This window comes from Fusicatenibacter saccharivorans (assembly GCF_027667425.1).
GTDB classification, from domain to species: domain Bacteria; phylum Bacillota; class Clostridia; order Lachnospirales; family Lachnospiraceae; genus Fusicatenibacter; species Fusicatenibacter saccharivorans.
In genome coordinates this window covers 21,842-40,240 of sequence record NZ_JAQEGR010000008.1, presented here as the reverse complement: position 1 = coordinate 40,240, position 18,399 = coordinate 21,842, and the positions used below count along the sequence as shown (strand labels likewise).

Below are 18,399 nucleotides of genomic sequence, written 5' to 3'. Positions count from 1 at the left end.
ATGATTAGAATTCTACTTTTTCACCTTTTGCCGCTTTTGCTACGGTTCCTGCGAGGACGATCAACGCCATGAGGTTTGGAATTACCATCAGGCCGTTAAAGAGGTCTGACAGGTTCCATACGAGATCCACTTTCAGCAGAGAGCCGAGGAAAACGAACACAACGACGATCAGCGAGAACGGAACGACTGCTTTCTTTCCGAACAGATACTGTACGTTCTGTCTTGCGAAAAAGTACCATCCGACGATGGTCGAGAATGCAAAGAACAGAAGACAGATCGCTACGAACGCCGGTCCGAAGCCTTTGAGGCCGGTTCGGAATGCCGCCTGTGCGACCGGGGTTCCTTTAACACCGGTACTCATCATCTCTTCCAGAACGCCGGAAGAAAGAATAACGAGAGCGGTCATGGTCAGGACAACGAAGGTATCAATAAAGACACCGATCATCGCTACTTCACCCTGATCCTCCGGGTTCTCGACATCGGCAATCGCATGGGCATGCGGGGTGGAACCCATACCGGCTTCATTAGAGAAGAGGCCTCGGGCAACACCGTAACGCATGGCTTTCCGCACGGTAATACCGGCTGCTGCACCAAATACGGCGTCCGGACGGAATGCACAGATAAAGATCGAAGCAATCGCTGACGGCACATGCTGGATGTTGATCAGAATAACAACAAGGGCTCCGACGAGATACAGTGCTGCCATCACCGGAACAACTTTTTCGGTGAAGGATGCGATACGGGAGATACCTCCGATGAAAATGAATGCGGCGAGAACGGCTACAATCACACCCATCACCCATTTCGGTACGGAAAATGCGGTGTAGAACGCATCACTGATGGAGTTCGACTGTACCATATTTCCCATAAAGCCAAGCGCCAGAATAACGGCTACGGCAAAGAAGCCTGCCAGTGCTTTTCCAAACGTTCCCTTGAATGCGTGGGTAATGTAGTAAACCGGTCCTCCGATGACTTCTCCGTTCTCATCGCGGCGTTTGGAGATCTGCGCGAGATACGCCTCGCCGTAGATCGTTGCCATGCCGAAGAACGCAGCAAGCCACATCCAGAAGATGGCTCCCGGGCCGCCGGATACGAGTGCGGTCGCACATCCTGCGATGTTTCCGGTTCCGACCTGTGCGGCGATCGCTGTTGCAAGCGCCTGGAAGGAAGTCATGCCGTCTTTTCCGGCCTTCTTACCCTTTAACGAGAAACCGCCGAAGACGCGGTTCCACGCGGTCTTAAACTTTCTTACCTGTACAAAGCGGGTCCGAACAGAGAAATAAACTCCCGTACCTACCAGCAGAAACAGCAGTACGCTGTTCCAGAGCACATCACTAATCTGCGCAATTGCCTGATTCAATGCATCCATTTTCTTTTCTCCCTTTCCATTCGACGTATGGTCTGAACGATGTGGATCACACATCCGCACCGTTTTGAGAAAAAAAATACCATCTCCTGCGGGACTTTTCCTGCAGAACATGGCTCTGATTGAAAAATACAGCAAAAAACCGCGCTTCCGGAATTTTTTCGTTTCTGCGCACCGCTTTTTTTGTTCCGCGGCTGTTCTTCTTCTGTATCTTTTTTGACTCTGTCCTTTTGCCTGAGAGATTCTGCATCGCTGCATTGCACCTTCGGCACTCTTTTCAAGAGCTTCTCCAGAGACCACTCCGTTTTTAGTCCTCGCCGTCTCCCGTCCGTTCTTGTTTTAAGAAGAGAACCAGCACCTGAAAGTTTTACTTCTTCGGTCGTGCACCTTTCAAAAATTAAATTTCCAAAGGCTCTCCGCACATTTTCTAAAAACTTCTACGTCTTTTTTTATTTTTGTAAAACTATAGCACCTGTGATAGGATTCGTCAATACCCCATGCCGTATTTTTTTCAGAATATTGCAAAAACATATAAAAAATCAGCAGATCTGCGCGCGCACGCCTCAAAATCGCATGCGCGGCACAGATCTGCTGTTCTCTTTTCCAAATATCTTTTATGACGCCTGGAACTGGCTGTTGTACAGATTGTAGTAGAAGCCTTTCTTCTCAAGAAGCTCCTCATGGCGTCCCTGCTCGATAATCTTTCCGTCTTTCATGACGAGGATCAGCGAAGCATTGCGGATCGTGGACAGACGGTGGGCAACGACGAAACTCGTTCTGCCCTGCATCAGCTTGTCAAACGCCTCCTGAACCTGCAGTTCGGTACGGGTATCGATGCTGGAGGTCGCCTCGTCGAGGATCAGCATCGGCGGCAGGCAGAGCATGACACGGGTGATACAAAGAAGCTGTTTCTGCCCCTGGCTGATGCTGTCTTCGCTGAGAACCGTGTCAAGTCCCTTCGGCAGACGCTTGATAAACTCCCAGCTGTGTGCCTCTTTGGCCGCATTGATGATCTCCTCTTCCGTCGCATCCGGCTTTCCGAAGCTGATGTTGTCGCGCACGGTTCCCTGTTTGATCCAGGTATCCTGCAGCACCATACCAAAGCAGCTGCGGAGCGCATGGCGGGACAGTTCGTCGATCGGCTTTCCGTCGATGCAGACCTTTCCGGCATCGACATCATAGAAGCGCATCAGCAGGTTGATAAACGTCGTCTTTCCGCATCCGGTCGGGCCGACAATGGCAACACGCATGCCCGGCTGTACGTCAAGATTAAAGTTCTCGATCAGTTTTTTCTCTTTGTCATAACTAAATGCTACATCATCGATCGTCACATTTCCCGTCACGGTACCGATCATTCCGGCCGGGTCTGCACTCTCCTCTTTCTCTTCCAGAAGAGCAAAGATACGGCCTGCGCAGGCAAGCGCGTTCTGCATCTCGGTGATAACGGAACTGATATCATTGAACGGTTTCATATACTGGTTTGCGTACGACAGCAGAACGGAAAGTCCGCCGACAGTCAGCGCACCGCCCGGGATCATGAAAGCTCCCACAAGGGCAACACCGGCATAGATCACGTTGTTGACAAAACGGGTAGACGGGTTCGTTAAGGAACTGTAGAACACGGCCTGCTGGCTGTATTTCTGCAGATCTTTGTTGATCTCTGCAAAACGCTCGGAAGCTTTTTCCTCATAGCCGAACGCTTTGACTACTTTCTGGTTTCCGATCATCTCATCGATGAGTGCGGTCTGTTTTCCTCTCGTCTCACTCTGTTTCTGGAACATTTTGAACGAGCGGCCGGAAATAAATTTTGCCACGAAGAAGCTCAGAGGTGTCAGGCAGATCACAAGAAGGGTGATCCATACGTTCTTCGAGAACATGAAAAACAGTGTCACAATAATGGTTACGATGCCGGAGAACAGCTGCGTAAAGCCAAGCAGAAGACCGTCCGATAAGATATCGGTATCTGCGATAACACGGCTTACGATGTCTCCGGAGCTGTGCTGATCCAGATAGGACAGCGGCAGCACCTGGATATGACGGATCGCCTGGGAACGAAGGTCGCGCACGATGCGGTACGTCATACGGTTGTTGATCAGGTTCATGATCCATGCGGAAAGTGCGGAAACGAGGGTAAAGAATACGATTCGTTTCAGATAGAACCACATCTCCGGGAAATTGACCTGGTGGGCTGCAACGACCTCATCGATCGCATCGCCGAACAGGATCGGAATATAAAGCTGTAAAATAACGGTAACCGCAGCCAGGACAATACTAAGGCCTAAGAAAATTTTATAATTTCCGATAAACGCCATCAGCTTTTTCATGACCTGCATGCCGCTTTTTCCGGACTTGTTTTCTGTCTTTTTCATGCGATCACCCCGCTTTCGTTGTTATAAGCTGCACGCTCTTCCGGGAACTGGGAGAAGTAAATCTCGCGGTAAACCTCGCAGGTTTTCATCAGCTCGTCGTGTGTGCCGTTTCCTTCGAGCGTACCATTTCCAAGGACGAGGATCTGGTCTGCCTGACGGATGCCGGCGATTCGCTGGGATACGAGGAAGGTTGTCGTGTTTCCTTCGAGATTGTGGACGGCTTTGCGGAGTTTTGCATCCGTTGCAAAGTCAAGCGCACTCGAGCTGTCGTCCAGAATCAGGATTTCCGGTTTTTTTACCAGCGCACGCGCAATAGAAAGACGCTGTTTCTGTCCGCCGGAGAGGTTCTTTCCATTCTGCTCCAGCATAAAATCGAGCTGATCCTGTTTGCCTTCTACGACTTCTTTCGCCTGGGCTGTGGTGAGCGCCTCCCAGATTTCTGCATCGGTGGCGTCCTCTTTGCCCCACTTCATATTGTCGCGGATGCTGCCTTTAAAGAGCACTGCTCTCTGCTGAACAACACCGACTTTATTGCAGAGCTCTTCTTTCGTGTAATTCTTTACATTCTCGCCGTCTACCATGACGTCACCGCTGGTCGCATCGTAGAAACGGGAAATCAGGCTGACCAGCGTCGATTTTCCGCTTCCGGTACCGCCGATGATTCCGATGGTCTGTCCGCGTTTTGCGGTAAAGCTGATATCCGATAAGCTCTCTGCGCCGGCTCCTGCATAGGTGAAGCTGACATTTTTAAATGTAACAGCTGCATCGCCAGTTACTTTCTTTGCAGCGCCGCCTTTTGCCGGGTAGTTCATGGTTGTCGGAACCGCCAGTACGCCGGAGACACGCTCTGCACAGGCAACGGATTTGTTTAAGGTGATGATGAGCGATGCCAGTTTGATCAGTTCCACGATGATCTGCAGCATGTAGTTGTAAAGTGCGACAACCTGTCCCTGCTGCATACTGCCGATGTTAACCTGAAGGCCTGCCTGCCAGATCAGGACAACGGCTGCGATGTTGATGAGGACATAGGTCAGCGGATTTAACAGTGCGGAAATTTTTCCGACAAACTCGTTCAGACAAGTCAGCTCATCGTTGCTCTTTTCGAAATCGGCAACAGACTGCTCCTCACGGCAGAACGCACGGATGACACGGACACCGTTCAGATTTTCTCTTGTCATTCCGGTGACGCGGTCGAGTGCCGCCTGTACCTTTTTGAACAGCGGGATGCTGACCAGCATAATGCCGAATACAGCAACGAACAGGATCGGAATAGTAACCAGGAATACGATGGCACATTTTACGTTGACGGTAAATGCCATCACAACGGAACCGAATACGATAAACGGACTCCGCAGCAGCAGACGCAGACCCATGTTGATTCCGTTCTGCACCTGGTTGATATCGTTGATCAGACGGGTGATCAGCGTATCGGTTCCAATGGTATCCAGCTCCGTAAAGGACAGAGCCTGGATGTGATCAAAGACCGCCTGGCGAAGCTCGGTTGCACAGCCGACGCTCGCTTTTGCCGCGAAATACTGCGCGGTGAAGCTGCAGCAAAGTCCGACTGCCGCCATCAGAACGAGGATTCCAAAACGGCTGACGATGTACGGACGGTTATTGCCTGCGATACCCACATCGATGATCTGGGCAACAACCATCGGCACCAGAAGGTCGAATACGACTTCCAGAAGCTTGAACAAAGGAGCGATGATGCTCTCTTTTTTGTAGTGCTTCAAGTAGACTCCAAGACTTTTCATCTTCTTTTTCACTCTCCATTTCTTTGTTTCTTGACATTGACAGTATAATCTCATATGATTAATACGAATAGTATTGTTTTTATAGCTTAGTGATATAATTTTAATATCATAGATAATTTCACGAAAGGAAGTCTCTTATGGAACTGCGCCAGCTTGAATATTTCCGCGTCATCGCCGAAACCGAAAGTATTCACGAGGCCGCCCGCCGCCTCAACATGTCCCAGCCGCCGCTCAGCTACCAGTTAAAACAGCTCGAAACGGAACTGAACGTCATCCTGTTTGAACGCACCCGCCAGGGTGTCCGTCTGACGGAGGCCGGAAAACTGCTGTACGACCGCTCCGCCAGCCTGCTCGAGTACGTGAAATCGACGGAGCTTGAGGTCGCAAAGGTCGGCAAAAAGCGGGTTCTCCGACTTGGCATCACACCGACCACAGTTGCGACAATCATGCCGTGTGTCTCGCTTTTTTCCCGCCGCAATCCCGACGTCAACTTCGAAGTACATGACGGCATCACCTACACCCTGTACCGCTATCTGATGGACGGCATCATTGATATTTCCATTGCCCGCACGCCGCTGCGGCTCGATGATGTCGACTATAAAATTTTAAGCTCTGAACCTATGATTGCCGTTTCTTCCAAAGATATGCTTCCCGAGAAGAACGGAGCGCTAAAACTTTCGGACCTTTTAAATATTCCACTTATCATCTACCGCCGGTACGAGGCACTTATCATGGATGCATTCCACTCGCGCGGCATGGAACCGGATCTCTTCTGTGTCTGCGACGATCCCCGCGGCGCGATGCTCTGGGCAAAGGAAGGCCTTGCTACTGCCATTTTCCCGCAGTCCATGAGCTCTCTCTGCCAGGGACTCCGCATCCAGCCGCTCGCAGAAAGCGACCTGGAAACGCAGATCGCCGTGATCTGGAAAAAGGGGCGGAAACTCTCTCCGCTTCTGCAGGACTTTGTCGATGCCTGCATGGAGAGCATATTATAATAGAAGAAGTCCGCTGCGCCGGTCTCTTTTTCAGGGAGCAGCGCAGCGGACTTCTTTTTTTTATTTCTCATTCTTTTTACTGCACAAACAGCAGCGCGATATTCAGCAGTGTCACAATCACCGCAATCGCAAACAGGGCAATTTTCAGCTGCAGACTGTTCGCGTATTTTCCCATGACTTTTTTCGAGGACGTCAGATAAATCTGTGTAAATACCGTAATCGGGAGCTGCATTCCAAGGAACATCTGTGAATAGAGAAGGCCCTGGAACGGGGAATCAATCAGAAGAATGACCGCTGCGGCCGGGATCATGGTAAGAAGGATTCCCCAGCGTGTCTCCTTACTCTTGATCTCATACGGCTTGTTAAAAATCCCCGAAAAAATCGTTCCGCCCGCCATTCCCGCGGTGATGCTCGATGAAATTCCGGCGAGCAGAAGCGCTGCTGCAAAAATCACCGATGCGGCATTTCCAAGGAGAGGTGTCAGCATCTTTCCCGCCGTTGCGAGATCATCCACCTGCTTTGCATTCTGCGGCTGGAAAAACGTTGCGGCCGCCATCAGGATCATTGCACTGTTGATGGCCCATCCGATGATCATGGAAAACAGGGTGTCTTTGAACTCATACTTTAACTGGCGCGCAATCACCTCATCATCCTCAAGATTCCACTGGCGGCTCTGAATAATTTCCGAGTGGAGAAACAGGTTGTGCGGCATGACGACCGCACCGAGGACGCTTAAGATGACCGGCATTGAGTGCTCTGGAAACGACGGTTTTACCCAGCCGACAGCCGCCTGCGCCCAGTCGATATCGGCGATCCAGACCTCGAAGAGGAACGAAAAGCCGATCAGCGAGACAAACACAATGATCAGTTTTTCAATCCGTTTGTAAGCACTTGTAAACTCACAGATCAGAACCAGCACGAGAATCATCATGCTGCCGAGCTTGATCGGAATGCCGAACAGCATCTGGAGCGCAATCGCACCGCCGAGGATCTCCGCCATTGCGGTCGCCACCGCTGCCATCATCGCCGTCGCAAGAATCGTGTTTTTCAGCCACGCAGGCAGATAGAGGCTCGCCGCCTCCGAGAGGCACTTTCCCGTGACAATGCCGAGATGCGCCGCATTGTGCTGCAGAAAAATCAGCATGATCGTGGACAGGGTGACCATCCACAGAAGCTCGTAGCCGTAACCCGATCCGGCGGCAATGTTGGATGCCCAGTTTCCCGGGTCGATAAAACCGACCGTGACAAGAAGTCCCGGGCCGAGATAGCGGAGAAAATTCATGCCCGCCGTCTCTTTTCGTTTTCGATTTTGTTTCATATTCTTTCCTTTCTGACAATTTGATGCGGAACCGGCCCATCCAGGACCGGCAGAAATCGTTTTGTTGTGGTTTTGGCTGCTTTAGTTAGTTACAACTAACCGCATTGTACATGGGATTTTTCAAAAAGTCAAATCCTGTTTTCTCTTTCTTGTGCTTCACCGTCCGCTGTGCTACAATAAAACTGCTTATTTTGAACTAAAAGGAGAATTTTTATCATGATACGACTTGCCGTCCCGGAGGATTTTACTTCGCTCATGTCAATCTATGCGTACGCCCGCTCTTTTATGCAGGAAACCGGAAATCCGAATCAGTGGGGAAACCATTTTCCGCCGGAGGAGCTGATTCACAACAGAATCCGTGACAAACAGCTTTTTGTCCTGGAAGAAAACGGCACGCTGCACGGCGCGTTTGCCTTCATCATCGGTGAGGATCCGACGTATCTGCAGATCGACGACGGCTCCTGGCTCTCCGATGCGCCGTATGGCACGATCCACCAGGTTGCCTCAGACGGAACAATCCACGGATTTTTCTCCCAGATCGTCGATTACTGCTGGACACAGATCCCGCACCTGCGCGTCGATACGCATACGGACAATCAAATCATGCAGCATCTGATCCAGAAAAACGGATTTGAACGGCGCGGCATCATCTACGTACTGAACCACTCTCCGCGGATTGCATTTGAGCGCGTAAAATAAAACACCAAACGAAAACACCGGATCGTCACCGCTTCGCAGACTTTTCAGCCGCGGAATCACCGTTGGATCCAGGTAATATAAGGATCCGACGACCTGTCCCATCATCCCCTTTTTCGATCTTTCGTGTGTCATTTTTTTACCAACCTTATATCTTCTTACCCTCCAATATACACTTGCCCGTACCGAAATGCAAAGAAAATCCGCTTTTTCCCCTCTGTTTCTGCACATTCCTTTGTGCAGAATACAGATGCAGAAAAAACGGATTTTCTTTTGCATTTTTCTTTATGCGTGGATTCCTCTGTTCTCGTCTCCGGTCTCGTTTACGCCGAATTCGTAATCGTTGCCCGGCAGAATCATGTTCAGCAGGATTCCTGCGATGGCTGCAATGGCAAGTGCAGTCAGGGTGACGGTCGTTCCGCCGATCGTAAAGGAGAGACCGTTGCTGAAGCCCAGTCCGCAGACAAAGATGACGCCCGCAATAATCAGGTTTCTTGATTTCGTCAGGTCTACCTTGTTCTCAACCACGTTGCGCACACCGATGGCAGAAATCATACCGTACAGCATGAAGCTGACGCCTCCGATGATGGAGGACGGCATGGTGCTGATGAGTGCCGATACCTTCGGAATGAAGCTGACGATAATCGCAAAGACTGCGGCAATACGGATGACTCTCGGGTCATGTACGCGGCTCAATTCCAGAACGCCGGTGTTCTCGCCGTACGTCGTGTTGGCCGGTCCGCCGATGAAACCTGCCATTGCGGTTGCAAGACCATCACCGAGCAGGGTTCTATGCAGGCCCGGATCAGAAAGGAAGTTCTCTCCTACGGTTGCAGAGATCGCCGACATATCGCCGACATGCTCCATCATAGTCGCGATCGCGATCGGTGCCATGATCATAATGCTGGTCAGATCGAATTTGCAGAGCTGCAGCGGCGGAAGTCCGACGATGCCTGCCTGTGCAACCGGCGCAAAGTTGATGATCACGGATCCGTCCGGATTTTTGATGCCGAGTGCATTCAGGACAACTGCCACAGCGTAGGCAATCACAACGCCCATCAGAATCGGAATGATTTTGAGCATTCCTTTTCCCCAGATGTTGAAAATGATGATGACTGCCAGCGCAACCAGTGCCAGGAACCAGTTCGTCGAAGCATTATTAATGGCGGAACCAGCAAGGCTGAGGCCAATGCAGATGATAACCGGACCTGTGACAACCGGCGGCAGGTAGCGCATCACGCGTTTGACGCCGACCATGCGGATGATCAAGGCAAAAATCAGGTACAGAAGACCTGCTACCACAATACCTCCGCAGGCATAGGCTGCCTTGTCGTTGACACTCATGCTGGCATATTTTCCGGTATTCAGGTTTGCAACAGCGGCGAAACCGCTTAAGAATGCAAACGAAGAACCAAGAAATGCCGGTACTTTAAATTTCGCGCACAGATGAAACAGCAGGGTTCCAAAGCCGGCGCAGAACAGTGTGACGGATACGGTAAGACCGCGGGACGGCCCCTCGCCGCATGCGTCTACAAAGTAGCTGTTTACCAGAATCGGCACCAGAATGGTTGCACCGAACATGGCAAACATGTGCTGCAATCCGAGAATCAGCATTTTAGGAATACCGAGCTTTCTCGCATCGCGGATGACTCCATTAGACTCGTTCATACGTCTCTCCCTCTCTTTTGTTTTTCTTTCCCATTATAGGCGTTATGTCGTTCAAATACAAGCGAAAGATTGCGGGCCTCTCAATTTTCAAACGGGCGGACACGTAAAGTAACTCCTAAGGTATCGCAGATCTCCTGGCACTTCTGAATTTTCTCCTCTGGCATGACTTTCTCGACAACCGTCATCACAACATTCGGCACATACTGTTTGGAAAGAACCGCAAACTCCTTGATCGCCTCGTACGACTGGATGCCGAATTTCGACCGCGTGAGCTCCAGAAATTCCTTTTCATCCGGCGCGTTTAAGGAAATCGAGACGGTATCGAATCTTCCCTTTAATTCCGGGGTGACATCTCTTCCATAGATCAGGTTGGCAAGACCGATCGTATTCAGACGCACTTTCAGGTTCGGATACGTTTCTTTTAAGGAATCGATCACCCGACAGACATCCTCAAGCCGCTCAAGCGGTTCTCCGAAGCCGCAGAAGACCAGTTCATTGATCACGTTCAGATCGTACTGTGCGAACAGCTCCAGCATCGTCTCAACGGATGGCTCGCCCTCTTTTAACCACAGTGTATTTCCCTCCTGCTGCTGTTTCGTCTGGCGCAGACAGAACACACAGCTGCACGGGCATTTGTTTGTCATGTTGACATAGACATTTTTTCCGGTAAGATCGCCGCTCTTTGCAAGGTCGAGATACCCTTCCTCGCCGACGGCTCCGGTTACAGTATATAAATACATTACGCTTCCTCCGTTAAGTCCTTCATAAACATTTCAAAGCAGAGTCCCCAGTAGCTCGGCACTTCGTTTTCTTCGCAGTAGCGGATGCATTTCGATACGTAATCCGCCGCCTTTTTCACCGACTCGTACAGGCTGTGGCCGTTCAGATACATGCCTGCGATAATTGCCGCAATGACATCTCCCGTACCGCTCCGGTCGCCGCCGATGCGGTCTACCATGACAATCTGGAAGTCTTCGCCTTTGTTATAGATAAAGTTGGCAATCTGCGTCTGGTTAAAGTGGATGCCCGTCACCACGATGTGTTTCGGTCCCCGCTTTGCCAGTTTTCCGCACATCTCTTTCAGCTCCTCAATCGAAGCCCCGTTCTCCGGATACGGCGCATCGATCAGTGTGCAGAGCTCTGTCAAGTTCGGCGTGATGATATCCGCGTAGTGAACCAGTTCTTTCATCTTTTCGCACATCTCTTTCGTGTACGTCCGATACAGCTTCCCATAGTCTCCCATGACCGGATCGACGATGACAAAGTTGCGGTCCGTCTTAAAATGGCGGATAAAATCAAGCACGATATCCACCTGCTGTTCCGATCCTAAGAAGCCGGTCGAGATCGCATCGAAATCGAGCTTCAGATCCTTATAGGTCTGAATGTAATCCTTCATCCGGTCAGTATAATCATCAAAGTAATACGTCGGAAACTGCGTGTGTGCTGAGAGAATTGCGGTCGGAACTGCCACCGCCTGAATCCTCAGCGCCGACACGATCGGCGCCATCACAGCCGTCGAGCACCGTCCAAAGCCTGTCAGATCGTTAATCAGCGCTATTTTTTTCTGTTTTTCCATGTTGTTCTCCTCTTTTTTTCAGGATGCCTCCGCATCTGTTTCATGTCTATTTTTGCACACTCGCGTCTTATTTACAAGTTTTTTCCGCACAAAAAGAAAAGGGGCTGTCGGGAAATAGACAGCCACGTATGTAAAATGATCGGATAACTGAATTTTGTCTTTTTTCTGATTCATTTCTGCTCTCTCTTTAAAGTTTTTCCGTCTCCTCGCGCAGCGCTGCCGTCAGCTTTCTTGTCATCTCAAGATAGCTGTTCAGCTCTTCTACCGAAAGTTTTCCATATGCACGGATCTCTGCCCCGCGCAGCCGGTCCGTCGTATTTTTCTCCAGTTCCCGTCCGGCATCCGTCAGCAGAATCCTCTTTTTGTTCCGCGTTCCCGGGATGAGCTCGAGCTCCACAAGGCCTTTCTGTGCCAGTCCCGCATCACCTGCTCCATCAGAAGCTTCGTGATCTTCTCTTCCAGGCCGCAGCCCACGTAATACAAAGTTCCCCTGCTGGTCTGTTTTCTCGTCACAGCTGCGAATTCCAAATAGAACGCATCCGCGTAATGGAACAGCACTTCCGCATCCTGCACCTGAATGATATCACGGAAGAAACTCTGTATGTCTTACCAGTCCCTGATCGTTAATGCCGAACGCATAGCTGTTGGATCTGGTCTGCAGCAGGAAAATATTTTCGGAATGATTGATCACAATACCCATTTTCGCTTTCCCCATTTCTCTATCTTGTATCTTTCCTTTTTTCAACAGTACAAATTTATCATATGTTAAAAGTCAAAATATTTTACTTTTTATTTTAGTAAAATTTACTACCTGCTTTTGTGAAAAATGCACAAAAAGAGGTATCTCCATCTATGCAGACTGGAAATGCCTCTTTTTTGTTCTCTTGTTTCCTTTTTTTCTTCAGCTCAGGAAGTTTTCAATAATGACGTTTTCCGCCTCCGCTTCCGTCATGCCGAGCGTTCTGAGTTTCAACAGCTGCTCGTCATTGATCCGTCCGATCGCCGCCTCGTGGATGATTGCCGCATCCACATGCTTTGCCTGGATCTCCGGAATAGATCCGACCTGGGCGTGATCCATGATGATAGAATCGCACTGGATATGGGCGTGGCATTTGTTTTTGCCGACTGCCTTCGGATGGAAGACCTGGGAGGAATTGCCCTTTCCGACAGAACGTGAAATAATCTGTGCGGAAGAACCGCTTCCGTTCATACATACTTCAATATCCGACTCTGCCTTCTGGTCACCGTCTGTCATCAGACGTTCGAGCACGAACAGTTTGGAGTTTGCATCCATCACAACATTCGTCGTACGAATTGTTGAGTCAACGCCCTTAATCTGTACGGTATCCAGCGTAAAAACGGAATTTTCTCCGATTTCAATATTTGTCACCGGGTTCAGAATCCGCTGTCCCGTTCCGTTTCCCTCTCCGTAATGCTTTTCCTCGTAGCGCACGTTGGCATTTTTTCCTACATGGAACGTATGGATACCGTCGTGCCGGCTGTCGTTGCAGCCGCCGTTGTGGATACCGCAGCCCGCTACAATCGTAACATCGGCGCCGTCCGCAACGTAGAAATCATTGTAAACAAGATCCGTCATACCGGAAACGCTGACGACAACCGGGATAAATACTTTTTCGCCTTTTGTCTCGCCGTCAATCAAAATATCAATGCCCGGCTTATCCTCTTTTTTGCGGATTTTGATATGTTCACTGTCACCGTGGCAGAGCGGAATGCCGTTCTGGCGGAGATTGTATGCCCCTTTCTGCTCAAATCCCTCGCTGATCTGATTTAATACGCCCTGGGTTGTCTCATCTACCTGTACCATCAGCATGTGCCTCCTTCCTGGCCGCACATCCGGCCTGTTTTCTGCTGGAACAGGGTCGGCAGTACGTCTTCCTTTGTACCGTATTCTTTCACCTGGCCGTCCTCGATCACCATGATCTTGTCTGCCATCTGGATAATGCGTTCCTGATGGGAAATGAGGATCAGACATTCTTTCTTCTCTTTGTGGATTTCTTCAAACCGTTTGATCAGCATGGAAAAGCTCCACAGGTCAATGCCGGCCTCCGGCTCATCGAAAATGCTGACCTTATGCGGTTTTGCAAGAACCGTTGCGATCTCCAGACGCTTCATCTCTCCTCCCGAGAGCGTACCGTCCATCTGGCGGTTCAGGTAATCGGCAGAGCAGAGTCCGACAGCGGAGAGGAGTTTACAGCTCTCGGCTTCCGTCAGTTCTTTTCCGGCTGCCAGCGACAGCATTTTTTTCACCGTCATTCCTTTAAAACGCGGCGGCTGCTGGAATGCATAGCCGATGCCGGCGTTTGCACGGTGGTCAATATCATAACCGGTAATATTTTCCTCATCCAGGAAGATTTCTCCGCCATTGGCGTCCTCAATTCCTGCAAGCACTTTGGCCAGCGTTGATTTTCCGCCACCGTTCGGTCCGGTAATCACCAGCATTTCCCCGTCCTTTACCTCAAAACTGATGTGGTTGACGAGGCAGCGTTTTCTTCCCTCTTCGTTTACTTCAAAGGTAAGATTGTCTACTTTCAGCATATTTGCACCTCTTTTGTTTTCACTCTTTGCAGGGATAATCCCCCTTTCAAAAACTCTACTCCTTCTCCTAAAATCTGTCAATTATTTGTTGTGGTTTTGAGAGACTCTTTTGTTTTATGCAGTGATTTTTCCCGTAACATTTTCTTTTCCTGCATTCTTTTTCGTTTCTTCTGGATCGCATGCTGTGTTTGCGGTATAATGAGGGTAATATTTCATCGGGAGGTTATCGTATGCGTGTACTTATTACAGGAACCAGCTCCGGAATCGGAAAGGCGATTTCGGAGAAATTTTTAAAAGAAGGCTTTGATGTTACCGGATTTGACCGGAAGGAGGCTTCGATCAGCCAGGATTCGTATACTCATTTCTGCCTTGATATCCGCGCCAAAGAACAGTATCCGGCACTTGCGCCTTTTGATATTGTCATCAACAACGCCGGTGTGCAGAACGAGGATGATATTGATATCAATTTAAAGGGAACCATCGCAATCACGGAGGCGTACGGAATTCATGACACCATCCGCGCCATCCTCATGATCGGCTCGGCCAGCGGCCATACCGGAGCTGAATTTCCGGAATACACCGCAAGCAAGGGCGGTGTGCTCGCCTACACGAAAAACGTGGCACTCCGCATTGCACCGTATGGCGGAACGTGCAACAGCCTTGATTTCGGCGGCGTACTGACCGAGTTGAATCTGCCTGTCACAGAAGACCAAAAGCTCTGGGATCATATCATGGAGCTGACGCCGCTGAAACGGTGGATGACCGTCGAGGAAGCAGCGGACTGGGCGTATTTTATGACCGTGACGAACCGGTTCTGCACGGGACAGAATATTCTGATTGACGGCCTTGAGGCGGGGAATGCACATTTTGTGTGGCCGGATGAATGATTTGTTAATTTCCTGCACAAACAAAAAACAGGTTCCCTGCACGGAAGCTTTTTGAGCTTTTCCGCTGCCGGGCTGCCTGTTTCTTTTCATTTCTTTTCATTTCTTTTCATTTCTTTTCTTACGCTTTTTCAAACACCAGAATTTTCTCTGCGAATTTGTGGATGATCGGCATCCACATCACCAGCTTGTAAATGGGATTCAGCGTTTCCATACCGCGGGCGATGTTGTCGTCTTTTACTTTTCGGAAACCGGCGGCAATGTCGCCCAGGTCTGCAAAGCTGTTCGCACCCCAGGTAAACGTCGCGCCCGTCGCCTGAATAGATTTTTCGATGTTTTCTTTCTTTACAAAGTACGGGCACAGCGTTTCCATGCAGACGTAGGCATTGTCGAAATGATCGCGGATGATGGCGAGCATCATTCTGACCTCATCCGCTTTCATGTACATGGTCAGACCTTCGATAATGAAAAGCATTTTGCCCCGCACTTTTACCTGATCGGCCCATGCCGGGTCGAGCACGGAACACGCAATCGTGGAAACACGGCCGGATTCCTGATAGATGGAATCGCGCACCTCAATCGTCTCCGGCAGATCGAGATTGTACCAGGTAATTTTTCCATTATCCATGCGGTAAAACCGTGTGTCCAGACCACAGGCGATGTTGACGACGGTACAATCCGGGTTCTTTCGGATAAAGTCGCTGACCAGCTCATCAAACACAACACTCCGCGCTACGATTCCGCCGCTCATTGCTGTGTCCTTTTTCGCATTGCTGAAATCATAGTCGATGCGGTCAATCAGCTCTTCTGCTTTGGTGTCGCGGAACTTGTTTTTCGGATTTCTGCTGTGCATGGCACGGGCGTAGAAGCACTGCAGCATCGTCTCGGCAGTTCCATTCAGTTTTGGTTTTATTTTTTCATTGCTCATTCTGGGTGATCTCCCTTCTGTGTTTTATATTCTTCGATCCATTTCACCGGTTCCGTCCCGGTCTTATTTTATTTCGGATTTTCCACCTTGTCCCCCACGAACCAGTAATCACAGACCTCACCGCTGCCTGCCAGTGTATGGTCACGGTAGAGCTTCGCGTGCATCAGGGCTGCTGTCTTGTAATCAATGTCGCACATAATCGGCAGCACTTCCAGATAGCCCTCTTTTCGGGCGAATGTGTTCAGGGGACATTGGGTGAAGTGGTAATAAAAACCGTCCTGATGCTTCGTCTCATCAAAATGAAAATCCCACGAATACGCCTTATACTGCGGATGTGCTTCCAGCCAGGCGGCATCCTTATGCATCATCTTCGCAATCCGCGCCATGCCGCTCTTCTTATTCGCATTAATCATCAGGCCCATGGCTTTCAGAAGCGGGAAGGACATCATCTCCTCTGAGATTGTACGCAGTTCATCCACATAAATCTGTTTGTCCGACGCATCCCAGAGCGCAAGAAAAATGAGGCCTTCATAGAGATTCGACGCCATCGGGTTGTCCTTTCCGATATCATCGGCGCGGCGAAGCATGTCGCGGTAGATCTGGTTGGTCTTGCGGAGAAGCTCTGCGGTCTCCTCTTTTCCGTAGCGTTTTAGCAGACTTTTCTTTATTAAAGGAGTCAGCATGTTCCAATATTTGCTGGTGTATTCCATCATGGGCGGGTACCTCCATCTTACTTTTATTAGGATTCACTAACTGGCAGGTGTAAAATTGCCGCCTACAATGTAGAAAAATAGGCGGAATTTTACTTTTCATTATGAGGTTATTATATCACACTTTTTATTACTTTGTTTTAAAATCGCAAAAATTTCTTGACTATAATTCAGCCTTCCTTTATTATAGAAATTAAGAAATGGCCATCCTGCTCTCTGGTAAGCATGGATGGCCACTTCTTATAGCTATTTAATATTTTCGCCAGATCGGGTGATTGCGCTCACCTTCCGGCTGTCTTGTTAAGTATATTATATTGCAATCGTGTAATTTTGTCAAATCAAAATAGCGCCCCTGCTCTGGTAAAGTTAGGCGCTATTTTTAGTTAGAAGCTTTATCCGGCGGTCAGGTGTACACTGACCAACGGCTCTCTTGTCGAATATATTATATGACAGCATTTTCTTTTGGTCAACAGCCATTTTTCTTATATTTTCACCATTATTTCGACCCAAATCTCTCAAAAAGAAATTGAAATCCCCTCTTCTCCACCTTATAATATTTTCTATAAGGCACACATATGGGGAGATTTTTATGACGATCAGTATTCTTCTTGCGCAGCAGATCGCGCAGCTTTTTCTTATGATTTTTATGGGCTTTTTAATCGTAAAAGCCGGACTTTTAAAGGATGAGGACAGCAAAGTTCTGTCGAAAATTGTGCTGTACCTGATCATTCCCTGCGTGATTCTGAATGCGTTTCAGGTCGATTACACGCCGGAAACAGTGCGGGGGCTGCTGGTTGCGTTTGCGGCTTCGCTTCTGATGCAGGTTGTGCTTCTTTTTGCGGTTTCAGCTCTTGGACGGGTGTTTCATTTGGATGCGGTTGAGATAACTTCTGTTTACTACTCCAATTCCGGCAATCTGATTGTGCCGCTTGTGACGGCTGTTTTAGGAGCGGAATGGGTGCTTTACAGCTGTGTTTATATGAGCGTACAGCTTGTCTTTTTCTGGACGCACTGCAAAAAGGTGATCAGCCGTGAGGCTTCCTATGACTGGAAGAAGATTGTTCTGAACCTCAATATTATTTCTATTTTCGTCGGAATTCTTCTTTTTTTCACGGGCATCCGGCTTCCTGCGCTGGTCAACAATACGTTTCATTCTGTCGGAAGCATGGTTGGCCCTGCCAGTATGATTGTTACGGGTATGCTTTTTGCCGGCATGGACTTCCGTCAGATTTTTGCGAATAAACGGATTTACTTCGTGACCTTTCTCCGCCTGATCGCCGTTCCGCTGATGGCGCTTGTTCTCTTAAAACTCAGCCATCTCGCCGACCTTTCCGCTGACGGACCGACACTGATTCTGATCGTTTTTCTCGCCATCATCACGCCATCTGCTTCCACGGTTACCCAGATGTGCCAGGTATACGGCAACGATTCGCGCTATGCCAGTGCCATCAATGTTGTTACTACGCTGGCTTCTATTGTGACGATGCCGCTTATGGTAATGCTGCTTCAGATGGTAATCTAATCACAATTAACAAAAAAACGCTGTCCCGCTTCCCCTTCCAGAGAAGCATTGACA

18 protein-coding genes and 1 riboswitch are annotated in these 18,399 nt (G+C 49.4%); of the genes, 4 read left to right on the top strand and 14 right to left on the bottom strand.

Annotated elements, in window-relative coordinates; all coding sequences use genetic code 11:
• Positions 1 to 4: 4 nt before the first annotated feature.
• The 3 genes from PGS38_RS08855 to PGS38_RS08845 all read right to left on the bottom strand — a co-directional run bounded on the left by PGS38_RS08855 (position 5) and on the right by PGS38_RS08845 (position 5,492).
• Positions 5 to 1,369, bottom strand: a complete 1,365-nt coding sequence (locus PGS38_RS08855; RefSeq protein WP_022462635.1) for an alanine/glycine:cation symporter family protein — start codon at positions 1,367 to 1,369, stop codon at positions 5 to 7.
• Positions 1,370 to 1,578: 209 nt separating this feature from the next.
• Positions 1,579 to 1,669: riboswitch (glycine riboswitch) on the bottom strand.
• 311 nt (positions 1,670 to 1,980) lie between these two features.
• Complete coding sequence (locus tag PGS38_RS08850) at positions 1,981 to 3,690, bottom strand: ABC transporter ATP-binding protein (RefSeq protein ID WP_118594701.1); 1,710 nt, start codon at positions 3,688 to 3,690, stop codon at positions 1,981 to 1,983.
• Positions 3,691 to 3,731: 41 nt separating this feature from the next.
• Positions 3,732 to 5,492, bottom strand: coding sequence for an ABC transporter ATP-binding protein (locus PGS38_RS08845; RefSeq protein ID WP_055219704.1), 1,761 nt, complete (start codon positions 5,490 to 5,492; stop codon positions 3,732 to 3,734).
• A 137-nt stretch (positions 5,493 to 5,629) separates the two neighbouring features.
• On the opposite strand from PGS38_RS08845, the gene PGS38_RS08840 reads away from it, so the two are divergent.
• Positions 5,630 to 6,487, top strand: a complete 858-nt coding sequence (locus PGS38_RS08840) for a LysR family transcriptional regulator (RefSeq protein WP_118594599.1) — start codon at positions 5,630 to 5,632, stop codon at positions 6,485 to 6,487.
• Positions 6,488 to 6,563: 76 nt separating this feature from the next.
• Here the strand turns inward: PGS38_RS08840 and PGS38_RS08835 are convergent, their stop codons facing one another.
• Positions 6,564 to 7,805: an Nramp family divalent metal transporter gene (locus PGS38_RS08835; RefSeq protein ID WP_118594598.1), complete on the bottom strand. Its 1,242-nt coding sequence runs from the start codon at positions 7,803 to 7,805 to the stop codon at positions 6,564 to 6,566.
• Between the two features lie 216 nt (positions 7,806 to 8,021).
• Here PGS38_RS08835 and PGS38_RS08830 point away from each other — a divergent pair, with 216 nt between their 5' ends.
• Positions 8,022 to 8,504 carry an N-acetyltransferase gene (locus tag PGS38_RS08830; protein ID WP_022462640.1) on the top strand — a complete coding sequence of 161 codons (483 nt, stop codon included), beginning with the start codon at positions 8,022 to 8,024 and terminating at the stop codon, positions 8,502 to 8,504.
• A gap of 282 nt (positions 8,505 to 8,786) precedes the next feature.
• Here PGS38_RS08830 and PGS38_RS08825 read toward each other — a convergent pair whose 3' ends face one another.
• The 8 genes from PGS38_RS08825 to PGS38_RS08795 all read right to left on the bottom strand — a co-directional run bounded on the left by PGS38_RS08825 (position 8,787) and on the right by PGS38_RS08795 (position 14,301).
• Positions 8,787 to 10,169 (bottom strand): uracil-xanthine permease family protein, encoded by a 1,383-nt coding sequence (locus tag PGS38_RS08825; RefSeq protein WP_117804221.1) that lies wholly within the window; start codon positions 10,167 to 10,169, stop codon positions 8,787 to 8,789.
• Between the two features lie 80 nt (positions 10,170 to 10,249).
• Positions 10,250 to 10,909, bottom strand: coding sequence for a TatD family nuclease-associated radical SAM protein (locus PGS38_RS08820; protein ID WP_022462642.1), 660 nt, complete (start codon positions 10,907 to 10,909; stop codon positions 10,250 to 10,252).
• Entirely contained in the window at positions 10,909 to 11,745 is an 837-nt protein-coding gene (locus PGS38_RS08815; protein WP_118594597.1) for a pyridoxamine kinase, read from the bottom strand. Before PGS38_RS08815 ends, PGS38_RS08820 begins: the two co-directional genes overlap by 1 nt.
• Before the next feature lie 187 nt (positions 11,746 to 11,932).
• Positions 11,933 to 12,142: a hypothetical protein gene (locus PGS38_RS08810; RefSeq protein ID WP_118594596.1), complete on the bottom strand. Its 210-nt coding sequence runs from the start codon at positions 12,140 to 12,142 to the stop codon at positions 11,933 to 11,935.
• Entirely contained in the window at positions 12,091 to 12,303 is a 213-nt protein-coding gene (locus tag PGS38_RS17805; RefSeq protein ID WP_416388408.1) for a beta-galactosidase trimerization domain-containing protein, read from the bottom strand. Before PGS38_RS17805 ends, PGS38_RS08810 begins: the two co-directional genes overlap by 52 nt.
• Positions 12,304 to 12,328: 25 nt before the next feature.
• Entirely contained in the window at positions 12,329 to 12,460 is a 132-nt protein-coding gene (locus tag PGS38_RS08805) for a hypothetical protein (RefSeq protein ID WP_256372457.1), read from the bottom strand.
• A gap of 186 nt (positions 12,461 to 12,646) precedes the next feature.
• On the bottom strand, positions 12,647 to 13,570 hold the full coding sequence (locus PGS38_RS08800) for a SufB/SufD family protein (protein ID WP_055219683.1): 924 nt from the start codon (positions 13,568 to 13,570) through the stop codon (positions 12,647 to 12,649).
• Positions 13,570 to 14,301 carry an ABC transporter ATP-binding protein gene (locus PGS38_RS08795; RefSeq protein ID WP_055227049.1) on the bottom strand — a complete coding sequence of 244 codons (732 nt, stop codon included), beginning with the start codon at positions 14,299 to 14,301 and terminating at the stop codon, positions 13,570 to 13,572. Before PGS38_RS08795 ends, PGS38_RS08800 begins: the two co-directional genes overlap by 1 nt.
• Before the next feature lie 230 nt (positions 14,302 to 14,531).
• Here PGS38_RS08795 and PGS38_RS08790 point away from each other — a divergent pair, with 230 nt between their 5' ends.
• Positions 14,532 to 15,188, top strand: coding sequence for an SDR family NAD(P)-dependent oxidoreductase (locus PGS38_RS08790; RefSeq protein WP_270476161.1), 657 nt, complete (start codon positions 14,532 to 14,534; stop codon positions 15,186 to 15,188).
• Between the two features lie 118 nt (positions 15,189 to 15,306).
• Here the strand turns inward: PGS38_RS08790 and PGS38_RS08785 are convergent, their stop codons facing one another.
• Both PGS38_RS08785 and PGS38_RS08780 read right to left on the bottom strand, forming a co-directional pair.
• Positions 15,307 to 16,113, bottom strand: coding sequence for a class I SAM-dependent methyltransferase (locus tag PGS38_RS08785; RefSeq protein ID WP_055227053.1), 807 nt, complete (start codon positions 16,111 to 16,113; stop codon positions 15,307 to 15,309).
• A 68-nt stretch (positions 16,114 to 16,181) separates the two neighbouring features.
• Positions 16,182 to 16,826, bottom strand: a complete 645-nt coding sequence (locus PGS38_RS08780) for an L-2-amino-thiazoline-4-carboxylic acid hydrolase (protein ID WP_118594593.1) — start codon at positions 16,824 to 16,826, stop codon at positions 16,182 to 16,184.
• Between the two features lie 586 nt (positions 16,827 to 17,412).
• Here PGS38_RS08780 and PGS38_RS08775 point away from each other — a divergent pair.
• The gene (locus PGS38_RS08775) at positions 17,413 to 18,345 is read left to right on the top strand and encodes an AEC family transporter (RefSeq protein WP_118594592.1); all 933 of its coding nucleotides are present in this window, start codon (positions 17,413 to 17,415) and stop codon (positions 18,343 to 18,345) included.
• Positions 18,346 to 18,399 lie beyond the last annotated feature (54 nt).